The following is a 16622-nucleotide window of genomic DNA, read 5'->3' as shown; positions in this document are numbered from 1 at the left end:
TATAATTCCTTTTGACGACAATTAAATTTCCCGGAAAATTGTGATCTGATTATTCATATTTCTCAAAGGAGGAATATGGATGGTCACAGATATTCAGGTGAGGAAATTGAAGAAATACTTAAGTCAAGGGAAGACGTTGGAAGTAGCAGCGGCTAGAGCCGGCATGGATGAGAAAACCGGTCGCAAGTATAGAGATAATGGCAAATTGCCAAGTGAGATCAGTGCGGAGCGAGTGAGGGAGTGGCGAACTCGTAAAGATCCTTTTGAAGGTATATGGCCAGAGGTTTTACAATTTCTGGAAACTAATGAAGGTTTGGAAGCCAAAACTCTTTTTACCCATTTTCAAAGGATTTATCCCGGTTCTTTTGGAGATGGCCAGCTCCGCACGTTTCAACGTCGAGTAAAAACCTGGCGTTGTACAGAAGGTCCAGGACGTGAAGTTTATTTTCCCCAGGTGCATGTGCCTGCACGGTTGAGTCAGTCTGATTTTACAGATATGTCCCAATTACAGATCAGTATTGGTGGTCAGCCTTTTGATCACCTGATCTACCATTTTGTGCTGACATATTCGAACTGGGAGACAGGAACGATCTGTTTTTCCGAGAGTTTCGAAAGCCTGAGCGAAGGATTACAGAAGAGTCTATGGAAACTTGGCGGAGTTCCAGAACAACATCAAACAGACAGGTTGTCAGCTGCGGTGAATAAACCGGATAACCCGGAAGAGTTTACCCGTGGCTACCAGGGGCTTTTGGCCCATTACAAATTGCAAGGCCGTAAAATCAATTCGTCAAGCCCCACGAAAATGGTGACATTGAGCAGCGCCATCATCGTTTCAAGAAAGCCGTAGATCAGGCCCTGATGCTGCGAGGTAACCGGGATTTTACTACACGCAAGGAATATGAGTTATTTCTACAGAAGCTGTTTGCACAACTCAACTGCAACCGCCAGGAGCGCTTTCAAGAAGAACAGTCGATGTTGCGTCCACTGCCTTCGGGTAAGCTCGACACATGTACTCGTTTTGAAGTTCGAGTTGGTCCCAGCAGTACGATCAGAGTAAAGCACAAGGTTTACTCGGTGAATAGTCGACTTATCAAAGAAACAGTCACAGTGCGGCTGTATGCAGAGTATCTGGAGATCTGGTACGGTCAGAAACATATTGAGAATATCCCCAGAATACGAGGCGGTAGCAAACATTATATCCAGTACCGCCATATAATTGACTGGCTGGTTCGAAAACCCGGTGCATTTGAGAACTACAGATACCGCAGTGATCTTTTTCCTACGAGCAGGTTCCGGGTTGCCTATGACTCTCTGCGCAAATTTCGTACCGTTACGGGAGCAGCAAAAGAATACTTATCTATTTTACAGCTTGCTGCCCAAGATAATGAGACAGCTGTAGATGATGCCCTTCGTCATCTGATTGACCATGAAAAGAACATTGATTTTGCCCAGGTAAAAACACTGCTTGTCTCTGGTAAACCGGTTGAACCGATTACCAATATTTCTGTCCAGACTGTTGCCCTCACAGGCTATGATCAACTCTTACAGGAGGGTTGCAGATGAGTTCAACCGATAATCGAATTATCCTGGATGCGTCTCTTAAAAAGCTTTATCTGTCAACTATCCGAGCCTGTTACCAGGAGGAGGCGGATTTGGCGAGAAAGGAATCACTAAGCTATGAATCATACCTTCAGGAACTGGTTGTGCGGGAGTGTGAAGAAAGACGCCATAAACGCATTACCAGATATTTGCGAGAATCCAGACTGCCCCTGGAAAAAAACTTAGCTTCGTTTGAAATGGATCGGCTTCCGGCCAAACTGAGCGGCTTTGTCAATAGTTTGCTGGAAGGTTCTTTTCTTGACAGGTGTGAAAACATACTAGCTTTTGGAAACCCAGGTAGTGGAAAAACCCATCTGCTCTGTGCCATTGCCCAGGAACTGATTAACAAGGATAGGCGTGTTTTCTTTTCTCCGTGCAGTCTGCTGGTGCAAAATCTGCTGGTGGCCAAAAAGGAGCTTGTTCTTCCAAGATTTCTGAAAAAACTTGCCAAGTATGATGCCATACTGATCGACGATATCGGCTATGTCCAGCAAAGCCGAGAAGAAATGGAAGTGCTCTTTACCCTTCTTGCGTATTGTTATGAACGGAACAGTATCATGCTAACCAGCAATTTACCATTTTCACAGTGGGAGAAGATATTTAAAGATCCAATGACTACGGCTGCAGCGATAGACCGGCTTGTGCATCATAGCGTAATACTGGAACTTAATCTTGATAGCTACAGACTGGAAAAAGCAAAACAAAGCCTTGAGGAAAATTAATAATCACAGAATAGGGGGCTCTGCCCCCAACCCCCGAGGTTTAACGCATTGTGGCCATGAGGATGAAGAAAGAAAAGACCGGGCAAATCCTTATACCCGGTCTTCATCCTTACGGCACTCATCTCGGCGCTCGGGTCGCTCCTCAGCGTTGCCCTATCCTCCGGATGAGTACAAATAAGTTACATTTTAGATGAGGACACTGCAACAGAAACAGAAAAAGCAATGAAATATTATTGCGTATTATTATGTGGTTAAGGCCGGAATTATAATTGTCGCCAGCCGGGAATTATAATTGTCGTTGATTAGCTGTTCTCAGGAATTGAGTTGAGAATCCGTATTGGTAGTATTTCTGTGGTATGAAATACTTTGAACATAAGATTCCCATTCATCAATCAAGCATGACACGATGGAGGAAGAGAATAGGAGAAGCCGGGGTTATTATCCCACCCAAAGGGTATTTCAAAGAAGTCAAAGAAATTTGCGAGCGAAACAATATACTCCTTGTCTTGGATGAAATTCAGACTGGACTTGGCAGAACAGGGGCGCTCCTGGCTGAAGAACATGAAGGGATTGAAGCCGATTTGACTCTGATTGGTAAAGCACTTTCGGGCGGTTTCTATCCGGTATCCGCTGTACTTTCCAACAAAGAGGTCTTGGAAATCTTAAAACCCGGTCAGCATGGTTCAACTTTTGGAGGGAACCCGCTTGCCTGCAGTATTGCCCGGACTGCGCTAAAGGTTCTTGTCGATGAAGGCATGATTGAAAATTCCAAAGAGATGGGTGACTATTTTCTTTCAGAACTTAAAAAAATTAAGCATAAAGACATCAAAGATATCAGGGGACGTGGCCTGATGATTGCGATCGAATTGCATGAAGGTACCGAAGGTGGCGCCAGGGCCATAGCAGAAAAATTGCAGAAACTTGGCATTCTCTGCAAAGAGACCCACACCTATACCATACGATTTGCTCCTCCTCTTATTATTAAAAGGGAAGAGATTGATTGGGCGCTGCATGGGATCAATCAGGTATTCGATGGGATTTAATCTTTCCACGAGGTGTATCGAAATCATGAAGCGGTTGTGTCAGGTGGTTGATGAAAATATTGAACATGCAGTTTTATTGGCTATTACATTGTTTCCGGCAGATTCAGTAGGAAACGCCATGCGGGCATAACTTCAATTTTACCGGAATGTATAACGATTTGTTCTTCCTGGTCAAAGGTGACAATGGTACCTGTTGTGAGGTTTTGCTCGTACATGGCCTCTTTCAGTGCCTTAACTTCACGTTTATACGTTTTAGGATTGGACATGGATTCACATACCTGGATTAACATCCGGGAGTTATCCTGTTGCTGAACAATGAAATCGACTTCCCGGCCACTGTTTGTTTTGTAATAGAAGATATTCCGGCTGATTCGGCGTAGTGCGACAAACACCAGGTTTTCCAGCAGGTGCCCGGAGTTGACTAGGATACCGGATCCCGTTGAAGTCACCATTGCATGATCAATACAATAGATTTTTTTCGGATTGACATTGGCTTTTGCCAGTGAGGCATCGAAAATGCGAACAGTAAAGAGGAAATACGCATCCTCGAACCATTCTAGATATTCAGATACCGCAGATTTTGGTGCTTTATGTCCAAGTGACTTCAAATACCCGGTAAGTTTGTTGACAGAGTATAATGAAGCGATGTTATCTATTAATCGATGTGCCAGGTCTGTTACCGCTTTAGGATGGGAAACATCGTGTCGTTCTATAAGATCCCGAAACAGCAGGGTGGAAAAATATTCCTGATGAATTTTAATACGAAGAAATCGATCTAAGCCTATGACCTCAGGAAATCCCCCGGTTTGCCAATATTCTTCAAATGTTTTTTGTATGAGTAATCGTTTTTTGCTTGAAAAAGGTAACGTGTGATCGACATTTTTTGCATTGAGGAATTCCCGAAAAGAAAAGGGAAATAATTCCCATGAAAGCGCACGTCCCCGCATCTGTGTGGCGATCTCTTTGGAAAGCATTTGTGCTGATGAGCCTGTGATATATATATCACAATTTTCTGTTCTTATCAATCTGTCAACAAAGGATTCCCAGCCCGGTAGTATCTGTATTTCGTCAAAGAAACAATATATTTTTTCAGAATTTTTCTTTTCCGGGTAGAGGGAGTAATATGCTTCCGAAATAGCATCCAGAGGGCCGCGTTGTAAATTATGCAACCGGTCGTCGAAAAAATTCAAGTAGAGTATATTGTGTCGGGAGACACCCCTCTCGATCAGTCTCTGCATGATTTGAAACATGAATGTCGATTTCCCGCTACGACGAACACCTATGCAGACAGTGGCTTTATTTGTTACGGGTCTAATCCTTAGGAGACGTGGCACGCCTGTCTCGAGTTTGATTTCCTGAAGATCAAAGATGATTTCTTTAATTGTGTTGATCATGTTGTTACTGGTTATAAATTTTTCTTTCAAAGTTGTTCATTGGGAATTATTGTATCCGATTATCTCTGAAAGTGGAAAGGAAAATTTCTAATATTGCTAATTTTGCTGCATTAAGTGTGCGCTTATTTTTGTATAAAACCTCGATTTTGAGTAAAATGTTTATTCTCTGACAAGCGCCTGGTTGTGCATTATTATAGCTGGAAAGAATTATTTTTCGGCACTTTTGGAAATGAATTTTTCGTGTGTGGATTTGTGTGAGAAAAAGGTTCTAAAATTTGCAAAAATGGATAAAAAGAGAAAAGCTATGGAGCTTTTATGTGATATTATATCAATAAGTTACTGCAATTGATGAGATTGCGAAGCTTCGAAGGTCAGGACTACGAATCAGGGGGTCACAGGTTCGAATCCTGTCTGGTGTACCAGAACAAAAACAAGCACTTGCCATTAATTTGGTAAGTGCTTGTTTTATGTCAAAATCCACGAGTATGTCCTTTTTCTCCCTTTTTATAAAAAAAGCCGTGTTTGCGGTGGTTTTCATCACTTCTTCATCATTTCTTCATCTTTGTCGTTTATTATGGTTCCCATAATTCGGGATATTACCTCAAACTCGAAGCACTTTTACACTTGAATGGAAATTCCAGTTTCTGGACGGCCACTTACTACTGGCCATAATTTCAATAGTAATTTAAAGGAAAGACAAAGCATGAATACACAGTTATTTCTCATCACAGTGGTCTTTTTGAGCTTCACCTGCAACTCTTATGCAGATGTGGTTTCAACTCGGATCACCAAAAATCCTCTCACTCATTCCAGTAAGGTGGAACAATCCCTGGACAATGAAAAAGACTGGTGGATGAGCCAGTCAAAAGAAAAAAAAATGTTTTATACCAATTTAACCGCCGCCGCAGCAATCGGAATATGGGGTCTTGCAACATGGGACTACGGATCAAGTGGATTGCATACTTCAGATGAAGGTTGGTTTGAGCATGATTCCAAATATGGTGGTGCTGACAAGCTTGGCCATTTCTGGGCAACGTATACTTTCTCGGACGCACTTACCGGACTTTATAAAAACTGGGGATATGACTCAGAAAAAGCAAGTGCCTATGCAGCCTTTTCAGCCTGGACGGTGCAACTTTTTATGGAACTTGGTGATGCTACAAGTGAAACCCAGGGATTTGACTGGGGGATATGACAATGAATACGATCGGGGCTTTGACCAGCGTATTATTTGAGCACTACCCCGAACTGGATCGAAAAGTTGATTTCAGGATAGAGTATGTATTCAATGTTCCTGTAAATGGTATCTTCGATGACTATTCCAATCAATACTATTCACTGGTGCTCAAACTTGACGGTTTTGACGTATTTCAAGATAGTTTCCTCAAATGGGTTGAGATTTCTGGTGGATACTATACCAGAGGTTATGAGGATCCTGGGGAAGCAAACTCCAGATCTCTCTATGGTGGTATCAGCATTAATCTGGCAAAATTATTATATCAGAATGGCTGGAGCAAGACCGGAAAAACTCTTGAGTATTTCCAACTGCCATACTCAACACTTAAAGTATCGAAGAATCTTGACTGACTTCTGCCAGGTAGAATTGCTGTTTAGCTTGATCACAGGGTCGTCTGATTAGTTCCATCTTTGCCAGCGAAGAACGAGAGAAATTATTTATAATGTTCAGATATAGAATATCAGAAAACTGGCAATGGGCATGTTTTGCAATCATGCTCTCTATCATTGCCGTTTATTCAAGACCATTGATCCCCATTGATGAAACAAGATATCTTTCCGTAGCTTGGGAAATGTGGCAGAACGGTGATTTTCTGGTACCTCGTATTAATGGGTTGCCATACAGTCACAAACCTCCGCTGTTTTTCTGGTGTATTCATTTTGTATGGCTTATTTTCGGAGTTGGAGAATGGTCTGCCAGGTTGGTCAGCCCTTTTTTTGGTTTGTGTTCCATTGCCATGACTGTAAGGCTGGCAAAATTCCTATGGCCTGGAAATAAAGACATTCATCTGGCTACACCGTTTATTTTAATGGGAACGTTTATCTGGAGTCTTTACAGTTCTCTCACGATGTTTGATACACTCTTGACGTTCTTATCATTACTTGCTCTGAATTGTCTGTTGCTGGCAGTGAACAGAAAAAGCATCTTTCCCTGGTTGGGTTTCAGTGTTGCCATAGGGCTCGGTATACTAGCCAAAGGACCTGTCATCCTGCTTTACGTATTGCCGGTCAGTTTCCTGGCACCTTTCTGGCACAGGGAAGAAAAATCGTTCTGGTTAAGGTGGTACGGCTGTATTTTTTTATCACTTACGGTGGGTATAGGTATTGCTCTCTGCTGGGTCATTCCAGCTGCAAGGGCAGGAGGGGAAGAATATCGCCAGGCAATACTGTTCAGTCAGACAGCTGGGCGCATAGTGAAATCTTTCGCCCATGCCAGACCTTTTTACTGGTATATCATTTTGTTACCCCTTCTTCTTTTTCCGTGGTTTCTCTGGTGGCCTGCCTGGAAAGGCTGGAGGAGTATATCCATTGATACTTCGACACGATTTTGTATCTGCGCGATCCTGCCTTCTTTTTTCCTTCTATCTTGTGTCAGTGGTAAGCAGATACATTATATCCTGCCTGTTTTACCTCTGGCGGCTCTTCTGCTGTCACGACATGCGGTAGCTGCAGCTCAACATTCATCATGGCATCGAATGCCAATTATTGTCTTTTTTCTGCTGCTTGCCTTAGCTTTCTTTATTGTCCCCGTCTACCTTTACATGGTGGAGACAGGGAAATGATGAAGTATATTCCTCAATGGATAGCTATTATTCCAGTTTTGTGCAGCTTCTTTTTACTCTTTTTTCAATCTGAATCTGTCGTAAAAAACATCAAGATTATCTCTTGCACCATTGTAGTGTTTTTCCTGTTTCTCCACCTGGCTCTCGTTAAGCCTTTCCATAAACTTTACAACCAGGCTGTTGTCGGCAATGCTATTCGAACAATTCAGAAACGTGGTACACAGGTGGCAATTTTTCCTGCCTGGCTGGCAGATCAATTTCAGTTCTCCGGCCGGTTGCAGACACCTTTGCTTCCCCTGGAATCTCCAGCTGATGTAGAAAATTGGAGCATTGCACATCCACACCAGTTTCGTGTTATATTCACAAAAGATACACCAGGTACCTTATCGAAAGAGGGAACTGTTGTGCAACGGTACAGCAATGGATGGTTGATTTTTGGGCCTGTTGCAAATTGAAGTTTGAGTCAATTGGCAGGTTGGAAGAGTATGTTGTAAATGTGTCCCTTTTTTTCAGAATCGTCTCAATCTGAAATTAACTGATCAATCCAAATCGCCGCCGATATGAGGAAGGGGTACATCCCATAGTTTTCTTGAATAATTTTCTAAAAGCACTGTAATCGATATATCCAATAGATTCTGCTATATTTTCAATGCTTAAGTCAGTTGTTTCAAGTAGCTCCCTGGCTGTTTCCATACGCATCTGCTGTAAATACTTTCCAGGGGATATTCCTGTTGCATTGATGAAACGTCTCAAGAATGTCCTTTCCCCAAGGGCTGCTACAGTTGCCATTTTTTGTATGGGAATTGATTGATCATGTTGTCTTTCTATCAGCTGCTGGACTTTGAGTATCGCCTGGTCTTTGTGATTTTTCCGAAATCCTCCCATACCGTAAGGTGCCTGGTGCTCACGGTGTGGATCCATAAGTATCATTTTGGCGCATTGTCTTGAAATATCTTTCCCTGTAAAACGTGTCACTAAATGGAGGGCGAGGTCCATCCAGGCAGATACACCACCGCAGCAGATATAATCCCCACCATCGACAACCAGCCGTTGTATCTGCAGGTGAACTTCCGGATAGCGGGTCCTGAACGTATCAGCCAGATTCCAATGGGTGGTAGCGGTACGACCGTTAAGCAGGCCAGTTTCAGCAAGTAGAAAAGATCCTGCACAGACAGACGCAATCTGGCCTCCAGATTTATGGTGGTTCTGCAACCAGTCAACTATTTCGCAATTGTTCAGTGATTCTTCGAGCTTACTTAATACTGGCGGTAAAATTATAATATCTGCTCCGGACTCAGTGATTGAGTGGTCGGGTACAATTTTTTTCCCGGTATAACTTTGTACAGGCCTACCGTTCACTGTATATACCCGGGTAGTGAAATATGCTGATTTCAGAAAAGAATTTGCAAATGCCAGTATTTCTCCCAGTCCATCAACGGATGAACTCAAACATCCTGGTACTGCAAGGATAGCTGTCCGGATCATTTTCACCTCGCCTGTTTTGTCATAATTTGCCCTTTATTTGTCGTTTCTGCCACTTCTTCTGAGCAGGATAGTGGCTTATGTTCTCTCGTACAAGTACAGAAACAGAAAAAATCGGTGGAATTGAGCGATGCACTCTGAAGCAAAGGAACATAAGGAGCAGAACTATGAAAAAGACAGCCCTGATATTGGTAGATATTCAAAATGATTATTTCCCAGGTGGAAAATTTGAGCAAAATGGAGCTGAAGTATCGGCAGATAATGCAGCAAAAGTTATGAAAAAATTCCGAGAAAAGAAAATACCCGTTATTCATGTCCGTCATGAAAGTCTTAACGGGCGTAGCGGTTTTTTCCAGCCCGGTACACATGGTGCTGAGATTCATAATTCTGTAACACCGGTGAAGGGGGAAAAGACTGTTCTCAAGCATTTTCCAAACAGCTTTCGTGAAACTGATCTTGAGCAGGAACTCCATTCTATTGGTGTTGAAAGGGTAGTAATAGCGGGAATGATGACATTTATGTGCATCGACGCAACAGCCAGAGCTGCATATGATCTGGGTTTTGATGTAGTTGTCCTGGGTGATGCCTGTGCCGCACGATCACTTGAATTTCAAGGTGTTGAAATTCCTGCCTCTCATGTTCATGCATCATTTCTTGCTGCACTTAAAATGGTTTATGCAGAAGTTGTAAAAACGGATGTATTTATCAAGTCACTATAAAATGAGATATGCCCTCTCGCAAGGTATCTCATATCTGATGAGCTTGATGTTATTCAACCTGATTTTTCGTTGCTACCACTGTCATTGCAACCTGCATAGCTTCAGAAAGCTCTGCATCAGATGTTTTATTCTCTCTTGCAACTGCCAGGCAATGTCTGGTTCAGGGCTTATAACCCGCGGCCAGAGAGGCGTCGGGGCAATTGGGTTTTTGTTTTTTTCAATCGAATTTAAAGGGAAATACGGGCATTTCTCCTGCCTGCAGCCATGGGGGTGATTTTCCATGTGCCGGCAGGTGGGAGAGTCGTTTCCTGGCAGTAAAAGTGAAAAATGTTGTTGGATAAAATCGACAGCAACTGCCAGCGATATTCGAACATATGCTTTGCAACAGCTTGGGCCCGTGAGTTTCGTAATTGCCCCCATTACCCTGGAGACAAGTTCCATGGTGAGTTTCTGCTCTTTGTCACGACCACATCTGGACCCGGTAAGTATTGCCATACAGGCACCCAATGAAGGGGCTATTCCGCAGGTTCCCGTCAGACCACAATAGCCACCATGAGCTTGTTTTTCCGTTCGGTGGAAGACTTCGAGAACAGCGTCATTCGTAAGATCAAATGTGCCTTCATTTTTCAGGGCAGTCATTAATGCTCCACCCGCTATATATGTATGCTGGCAACCAAGCATTGGCAGAATGGGGAGATCCATGCAGTGTTCGGAAATTGCAAATGGATCAGTTGACGTTGATTTCATAAGTATGGTCTTGATTTGCTGCATTGTCTGTTGATTATGGCAGGAATCGCAAACCATGTGGCCTTTGGAACAGGAGATATACCATTTATTCTCACTGTTACAATAATGACAATGGCCTTCCACCGGCTGGGTATGGTATTGGAGATGGGAGCCACAGACCATGCAGTTCTCATTGTTTCTTTCAGAAAAATGTACCTGCTGTGTAGCTTTTTCAGGATGACGACCGTCATCGTTTGAACCTCAACAATTCTCTTTCGATGTCTGTGCCGATGTAAATATATTGTCCATTATTCTCCTCTTTTCAGTAATCGTAAACTGGTTGTTGATTTCTTTCTGGTATTCGTGGTGATCTTGCCTTCCCGCTCGAGTTTTCCCAGCACAAAAATAATGGATTCCCTGGTTAATTTAAAATGGGAAGATAATTCCTGTGGGTCAACCCGATTGCGTTGGTTGACAAAATCTATAACCCGCAGTTCAATTTCCCCAAGCCAATCGTTAAAAAGACCCCGTAATTCGTGAGTGGCATATGGAGCCAGTTCATAACTGTGACTTATTGCGGCGAGGACTTCTCTGCTCATTTCAACGGGATTCACACCTGAATCAGTACATTCGTTGATTCAGTATTCAACCATTTCAATAACCGGTCGGGATTCTTTGTTCTTCAGGAGAATATCATGCAGCAATTGTTGCCGATCATCGCAGCTTATATCAGCCATCAGTGAACTGAGCAGGCTGTCCAGAAGAGCTTTCTTTTGAGAAATATTTAATTTTTCCACTGTGTTAATGATCCTTTTTTTGTTTTTTATGCAATTCTTCAACTTCATTTCGGAGTGCTTTTATCTCTTTGAGCAGTTCATCCTGTTTCTGGTTGATATGAGGATCTATTCTGTTGAATAATTCCCGCTCACGATTTACGATCCGTAAAACCACATAAAATAATATCAACATACACAGCAGACCGAAAACAGGCATAAACCACATACCATACATCGGTCCCCATCCACCATTATTCCACCACATGATTAACTCCTGTTCTGATTGACTTTTACTGAAGATGATATTGGTTTGCCGATGGCACTCTCTATTCCGGCAACTCGGGCAAGTTCACCAATCAGGCCATAAAGTTCAGGGGTTGAAAGGCTGTAAAAAATAAATGGGCCATCCCGTTGTGTTGTTACCACACTTTTTTCCCGCATTACCCGCAGGTGGAAAGAGACAAGAGTCTGTGACAGGCCTGTTTCTGCTATAATTTCGGTGACTGAGCGGGTTGATTCACCAATGGCATGGATAATTGCCAGTCGATTGGCATCACCAAGAACTTTTATAAACTGTGCTAATTTTGTCATAATCCTTATCAGTAAGTATTTATATGAGTAATGACTAATACAATATGTAAATTCTGTTTGAAGTCAAGATACGAAATAGAGGCATTGGAAATCCGGGAAGGTTTTTGGGCAGTACCTGTCCACAAATGGTCTTTTTTATTGTTCTATGCTCCTCGGAGTTTACGCTTACCTGAACTTGAACCAAAAATCTCATTTCTGGACAAGTATCAGATAAACAAAAATATGGAAAAGGAAGAGAAAACAAGATAGGCTGTATCACTGTATTGGAGAGAAAAATAGTATGCAATGGTTTCAGAAACAAAAAATATTCCATCAGCTCGGGAGATTTTTCTCGGGCAGTCATTACAACTAAGGGGAAAATGATGAAAAAAACAGTCCTTCTGCTCGGTATTTTCAGTCTTATCTTTTCAATTCAGGCTCTGGCCGCCGACAAGATTGTCAACGGAATTGATGCAAACTTTCCACCATTTGCCTATATCGATAAAACGGGTCAGCCCAGTGGCTTTGACGTGGAAGCCATGAACTGGATAGCCAAAGAAATCGGTGTGGAGGTAAGTCACCAGCCGATAGAATGGGATGGTATTATAACCAGCCTTCTTACGAAAAAAATTGATATCATAGCTTCTGGTATGAGTATCACCGAAGAGCGCGCCAAAAAGGTCAGTTTTTCCACCCCGTACTGGGTGATCAAACAGGTTATGGTGGCAAAAAAGGATTCCCCGCTCACTATTGACATGATTTTGAAGGGAAAGAAGACCATAGGTGTTCAGCAGGGAACGTCTGAAGCCAAATGGTTGAAGGCTGAAGCACCCAAAAATGGCTGGAATTTCGAGCTCCGCTACTACAGTTCTGCTCCCCTGGCTGTTGAGGATGTACTGAACGGCAGAATCGATGCTGCCGCCATGGACGATGCTCCGGCAAAGGATGCTTCATCGAAAAAAGCTGTTCATATCGTCGGCACTTTTGGTATGGGTGATGAGCAGTTCGGTTATGCCGTGCGTAAAGAAGATAAAGAGTTGCTGGCAAAGGTGAACAACGCTCTGGCGAAACTGATGAAAACAGCTACCTGGCATGGGCTGATCAAGAAATACAAACTGGACAAATAACTGCCCTGTAAATTCATATGGCTGGACCAGAAGGTTCAGCCATTTTCTTAATATACTGTTTTCGTCACCTTTTCTGTTTTGCCAGGAGGGTGGGGAATGATTTTTTTCTGATAACCCCATGTCGTCCGCTTTTTCTGTTATTATTGACTCCCTGCCTTATCTGCTTCAGGGATCATTCATCACCCTCGGCATTGTGGCTTCAGCCATGCTTTTCGGTCTTGTGGTCGGTATAATCATGGCTGTCGGCCTTGTGTACGGGAACAGATTTGTTCGACTGATTTTTTCAGGGTATATCTGGATTTTCCGGGGAGTTCCGGTTGTTGTCCTGCTTTTTCTCTTTTATTTTGGCATTTTTACTTATCTGGGACTGTCGTTCAGTGCCTTTACTTCGGTGGCTGTTGTGCTTGGCATGACAACCGGCGCCTACCAGGCAAATATTTTCAAGGGAGCGATTCTGTCGCTTCCCCGGGGGCAGTTCAAAGCAGCCAGCGGGCTGGGCATGAGTGACTTTCAGGCGATAAGAAGCATCATTCTGCCCCAGATACTGCGGATGTCCATTCCGGCATGGTCAAATGAATTTTCAATAATCTTGAAAGATTCCGCCCTTGCCTTCGTGATCGGTGCGCCTGAGATCATGGCGCGGACCCAATTTGTCGCTTCCAGAACCTACCAGCATCTGCCTCTCTATATTACAGCAGGGATTATTTATTTTCTTCTCACCTGGGCTGGAGTCCTTGCCCTGAGAAAACTGGAAAAACGTCTCCAGATTCCCGGATATTCGCACTATGGAAGTTGAAATATGAATGAAAACAGCCCAATTCTCAGGGTAGAAAATATCACCAAATCATTTGCTGACAATACTATTCTCAACCAGGTGAGTTTTCAGCTTGAAAAAGGGGAAATCAAGGTTCTGATTGGTCCGTCGGGTGGCGGGAAGAGTACTCTTCTGCAATGCGTGAACTGTCTGGTCATTCCCGATTCCGGCAGGATCTTTCTGGAAGGAAAGCAGGTTGATTTTTCCCGCAGACAGGATCTTTATCTGCTTCGTCAGCAGGTGGGGATGATTTTTCAGGACTTTAATCTTTTTGATCATCTCACTGCCCTTGACAACATTACAATTGCCCTCAGGAAAGTGAAAAAGAAGAGCAGGATTGAAGCAGAACAGAGAGCCAGGCAGGAACTGGAACAGGTTGGTCTGGCCGATAAGGAGGACCTTTATCCTGCCCAGCTTTCCGGTGGTCAGAAGCAGCGGGTGGCCATTGCCCGGGCCCTGGCCATGGATCCGAAAATTCTCATGCTCGATGAACCGACTTCAGCCCTTGATCCGGAACTGATTGGCGAGGTGATAGCTGTCATCAAGCAGCTTGCGGCACGGGGAATGACCATGATTATGGCTACCCACCAGATCAGCCTGATTTCAACCCTTGCAGATGAAATTTTGTTTATGGAAAAAGGGAGCATTGCCGAACATGGGGCTCCGGAAATCCTGCTGGGTGCTGGGAATAACAGCAAGACCAGAGGGTTCTGCAATCGGTTGGATGAGCTTTCAGGAGTGGAGAAATAGTTGTGGAACTCTCACCCTTTTATCAAGAGTTGGTGACCAGTCTCAATCGGGGACTTGTCATGTCAATTGCCCTGATTGTTCCCTCCGCAGCTGGTGGTGTGCTTATCGGTATTCTGGCCGGCACTGTCCGCACCTTTGGTTCCACAGTTTTCAGGAGGATCGGAGATACGTATGCGGCGGTCTTTCGAGGTACGCCCCTGGTCGTGCAGCTTTTTATTCTCTACTTCGGCCTTCCCAATATAGGCATTTATCTCTCACCTTATATGGCGGCGGTTACCGGCTTTACCCTTTGCAGTGGTGCTTACCAGTCTGAATATGTCAGGGGCGCTCTGTTATCCATCAAAAGCGGCCAGCATCTAGGTGCCCAGGCACTTGGTTTTACCAGGTTTCAGACTATTTTCTGGATAATAGTACCCCAGGCTGTGCGTCGCGCCCTGCACGGTTGCGGCAATGAGATTATCTACCTCATCAAATATTCTTCCCTGGCGTTTATTGTCACCTGCATAGAATTGACCGGCGAAGGGAAGACTATTGCCACCGAATATTTCCGATTTACCGAGGTCTTTGCCCTTATCGGACTCTATTATCTTGTGCTGGTGACAATCGCCATGTTTATTTTGAAAAAAATCGAGAAGGTTCTTTATGTTCCAGGATTCGGAAGGGCCTGATCCGGTACTTTGTTTATTTTTTCTACAGGATGATTCATCATGGTTTCCTATTCTCCCCTCACTGCGGAACTGAAAGCAATTATTGCTGACGGACTCAGTCCGGATTCGTCCATTGTCGATAGGGGGAACCTGGTCGAATATTCCTCTGATGCCTCCACACTCAGTTACCTGCCGGAACTTGTCGTTCTGGCAGGAAATACTGATGATATCAAATCGCTGATAGAACTGGCGAACAGGTATAATTTCCCTGTGACTCCCCGTGGTGGCGGATCGGGACTGGCGGGAGGCTGCCTGCCGTCCCGGGGTGGAGTGGTGTTGTCTACCATGGGCCTTGACCGGATTGAGCGGATCGATACCGGAAATTTTATCATGAAGGTTGGCGCAGGTGTTATCAGTTTGAAGGTGCGTGAGGCGGCTGAAGCCGCCGGTCTCTTCTATCCGCCGGACCCGGCTGGAATGGATCAGAGCACCATTGGCGGAAATGGAGCCACGGATGCGGGGGGCCATCCTGCCTGAAATACGGCACAACCCGCGATTATATCCTTGGACTCGAGGCAGTGTTGCCCAATGGACAGTTTATTTCAACAGGTGTGGAAACAAGGAAGGGAGTGGTGGGGTATGATCTTACAAATCTGTTGATCGGCAGTGAGGGGACACTTGGTATTATTACATCGCTTACCCTGAAACTCCTTGCCAGACCACCGGCACTGAAAACCATGATGTGTGTTTTCAGTGATATGGTGTCTGCCATGAATGGCGTTGCAGCCATTATGAAAAAGGGGCATCTGCCGAGTGCCCTGGAATTTCTTGATCATAAGTGTCTCAGATTGATCGGTGAGTTGCTGCCCTTTTCTCCTTCCGGGAAACAACCATCTCTGCTCATCATAGAAATAGACGGCCCGGAAAAACAGATTGAAAAAGAAATTGAAGAACTCTGCAGGATCGCAAGAAAAAACGGCGCCACAGAATTTATCAAAGCTGTGGATTCAAAGGAGAGGGAGGAGATCTGGTCAGTCCGACGTCAGGTCAGCCTGCGTATTCATGACTATGCGGAATTGTACATACCGGAAGATATCGTGGTCCCGTTGAGCAATATCGCGACCCTTGTGGACGCCCTGCCTGAATATGAAAAAAAATACGGTATGGAGGTATTTGCCTTCGGTCATGCGGGAGACGGCAATATCCATCTTAACATTACCAGCAGAAAGATGACCAGTGAAACCCGTGTTCATGAAGGAACAAGAGCCCTGCTGGAACTGACGCTGGGGCTTAACGGGACAATATCCGGAGAGCATGGTATCGGTATTGCCAAAAGCCCATTTCTCGCCATGGAGTTGTCCGAGGCTTCCATTACCCTGCAGAAGAAGATCAAGAAGCTGTTTGATCCCAACCTGGTTCTGAATCCGGGTAAGATTTTTCCTGAAAAGTGAACAT

19 protein-coding genes and 2 pseudogenes are annotated in these 16622 nt (G+C 44.2%); 14 read left to right on the top strand and 7 right to left on the bottom strand.

Going from position 1 to position 16622, the window contains the following annotated elements:
- Positions 1-79 precede the first annotated feature (79 nt).
- The 3 genes and pseudogenes from istA to LO777_RS12350 form a co-directional block, all read left to right on the top strand.
- Positions 80-1563 (top strand): annotated as a pseudogene (istA, locus tag LO777_RS12360) (IS21 family transposase).
- Entirely contained in the window at positions 1560-2321 is a 762-nt protein-coding gene (istB, locus tag LO777_RS12355; protein WP_228854202.1) for an IS21-like element helper ATPase IstB, read from the top strand. The pseudogene istA and the gene istB overlap by 4 nt, the downstream one beginning before the upstream one ends.
- A gap of 323 nt (positions 2322-2644) precedes the next feature.
- Positions 2645-3364, top strand: a pseudogene (locus LO777_RS12350) (aminotransferase class III-fold pyridoxal phosphate-dependent enzyme); the annotation flags it as partial.
- 83 nt (positions 3365-3447) lie between these two features.
- Here LO777_RS12350 and LO777_RS12345 read toward each other — a convergent pair.
- The gene (locus LO777_RS12345; RefSeq protein ID WP_228854201.1) at positions 3448-4788 is read right to left on the bottom strand and encodes an ATP-binding protein; all 1341 of its coding nucleotides are present in this window, start codon (positions 4786-4788) and stop codon (positions 3448-3450) included.
- A 673-nt stretch (positions 4789-5461) separates the two neighbouring features.
- Here LO777_RS12345 and LO777_RS12340 point away from each other — a divergent pair.
- From LO777_RS12340 to LO777_RS12330, 3 genes are all read left to right on the top strand, one after another.
- Positions 5462-5953 carry a DUF2279 domain-containing protein gene (locus LO777_RS12340; RefSeq protein WP_228854200.1) on the top strand — a complete coding sequence of 164 codons (492 nt, stop codon included), beginning with the start codon at positions 5462-5464 and terminating at the stop codon, positions 5951-5953.
- A gap of 2 nt (positions 5954-5955) precedes the next feature.
- Positions 5956-6345 carry a hypothetical protein gene (locus LO777_RS12335; RefSeq protein ID WP_228854199.1) on the top strand — a complete coding sequence of 130 codons (390 nt, stop codon included), beginning with the start codon at positions 5956-5958 and terminating at the stop codon, positions 6343-6345.
- Positions 6346-6437: 92 nt separating this feature from the next.
- On the top strand, positions 6438-7556 hold the full coding sequence (locus LO777_RS12330) for an ArnT family glycosyltransferase (RefSeq protein ID WP_228854198.1): 1119 nt from the start codon (positions 6438-6440) through the stop codon (positions 7554-7556).
- A 531-nt stretch (positions 7557-8087) separates the two neighbouring features.
- On the opposite strand, the gene LO777_RS12325 is transcribed toward LO777_RS12330, so the two are convergent.
- A complete protein-coding gene (locus tag LO777_RS12325; RefSeq protein ID WP_228854197.1) occupies positions 8088-9041 on the bottom strand; it encodes a GlxA family transcriptional regulator in 954 nt (317 codons plus the stop codon).
- Between the two features lie 164 nt (positions 9042-9205).
- On the opposite strand from LO777_RS12325, the gene LO777_RS12320 reads away from it, so the two are divergent.
- Complete coding sequence (locus LO777_RS12320) at positions 9206-9757, top strand: cysteine hydrolase family protein (RefSeq protein WP_228854196.1); 552 nt, start codon at positions 9206-9208, stop codon at positions 9755-9757.
- Positions 9758-9838: 81 nt separating this feature from the next.
- Here LO777_RS12320 and LO777_RS12315 read toward each other — a convergent pair whose 3' ends face one another.
- Complete coding sequence (locus tag LO777_RS12315) at positions 9839-10528, bottom strand: DUF5714 domain-containing protein (RefSeq protein ID WP_268907435.1); 690 nt, start codon at positions 10526-10528, stop codon at positions 9839-9841.
- Positions 10529-10540: 12 nt separating this feature from the next.
- Here LO777_RS12315 and LO777_RS12310 point away from each other — a divergent pair, with 12 nt between their 5' ends.
- Positions 10541-10741 carry a hypothetical protein gene (locus LO777_RS12310; RefSeq protein ID WP_228854194.1) on the top strand — a complete coding sequence of 67 codons (201 nt, stop codon included), beginning with the start codon at positions 10541-10543 and terminating at the stop codon, positions 10739-10741.
- Positions 10742-10791: 50 nt separating this feature from the next.
- Here LO777_RS12310 and LO777_RS12305 read toward each other — a convergent pair whose 3' ends face one another.
- From LO777_RS12305 to LO777_RS12290, 4 genes are read right to left on the bottom strand one after another with little or no spacing between them, the layout of a single operon-like run.
- On the bottom strand, positions 10792-11082 hold the full coding sequence (locus LO777_RS12305; protein WP_228854193.1) for a FeoC-like transcriptional regulator: 291 nt from the start codon (positions 11080-11082) through the stop codon (positions 10792-10794).
- A 39-nt stretch (positions 11083-11121) separates the two neighbouring features.
- A complete protein-coding gene (locus LO777_RS12300; protein WP_228854192.1) occupies positions 11122-11280 on the bottom strand; it encodes a hypothetical protein in 159 nt (52 codons plus the stop codon).
- A gap of 4 nt (positions 11281-11284) precedes the next feature.
- Positions 11285-11524, bottom strand: a complete 240-nt coding sequence (locus LO777_RS12295) for a hypothetical protein (protein ID WP_228854191.1) — start codon at positions 11522-11524, stop codon at positions 11285-11287.
- A 2-nt stretch (positions 11525-11526) separates the two neighbouring features.
- Positions 11527-11850, bottom strand: a complete 324-nt coding sequence (locus tag LO777_RS12290; protein WP_228854190.1) for an ArsR/SmtB family transcription factor — start codon at positions 11848-11850, stop codon at positions 11527-11529.
- A 359-nt stretch (positions 11851-12209) separates the two neighbouring features.
- On the opposite strand from LO777_RS12290, the gene LO777_RS12285 reads away from it, so the two are divergent.
- The 6 genes from LO777_RS12285 to LO777_RS12260 all read left to right on the top strand — a co-directional run bounded on the left by LO777_RS12285 (position 12210) and on the right by LO777_RS12260 (position 16618).
- Positions 12210-12956, top strand: coding sequence for an ABC transporter substrate-binding protein (locus LO777_RS12285; RefSeq protein ID WP_228854189.1), 747 nt, complete (start codon positions 12210-12212; stop codon positions 12954-12956).
- A 118-nt stretch (positions 12957-13074) separates the two neighbouring features.
- On the top strand, positions 13075-13752 hold the full coding sequence (locus LO777_RS12280; protein WP_228854188.1) for an amino acid ABC transporter permease: 678 nt from the start codon (positions 13075-13077) through the stop codon (positions 13750-13752).
- 3 nt (positions 13753-13755) lie between these two features.
- Positions 13756-14520, top strand: a complete 765-nt coding sequence (locus LO777_RS12275; RefSeq protein WP_228854187.1) for an amino acid ABC transporter ATP-binding protein — start codon at positions 13756-13758, stop codon at positions 14518-14520.
- A 2-nt stretch (positions 14521-14522) separates the two neighbouring features.
- Positions 14523-15188 (top strand): amino acid ABC transporter permease, encoded by a 666-nt coding sequence (locus LO777_RS12270; RefSeq protein WP_228854186.1) that lies wholly within the window; start codon positions 14523-14525, stop codon positions 15186-15188.
- A 39-nt stretch (positions 15189-15227) separates the two neighbouring features.
- Positions 15228-15704, top strand: coding sequence for an FAD-binding oxidoreductase (locus tag LO777_RS12265; protein ID WP_228854185.1), 477 nt, complete (start codon positions 15228-15230; stop codon positions 15702-15704).
- 41 nt (positions 15705-15745) lie between these two features.
- Entirely contained in the window at positions 15746-16618 is an 873-nt protein-coding gene (locus LO777_RS12260; protein ID WP_228854184.1) for an FAD-binding oxidoreductase, read from the top strand.
- The last annotated feature ends 4 nt before the right edge of the window (positions 16619-16622 follow it).

The organism is Desulfomarina profundi (assembly GCF_019703855.1).
Taxonomy (GTDB): domain Bacteria; phylum Desulfobacterota; class Desulfobulbia; order Desulfobulbales; family Desulfocapsaceae; genus Desulfomarina; species Desulfomarina profundi.
Note: the sequence above shows the minus strand (reverse complement) of the source record. Positions and strands in the feature narration are given on the sequence as shown.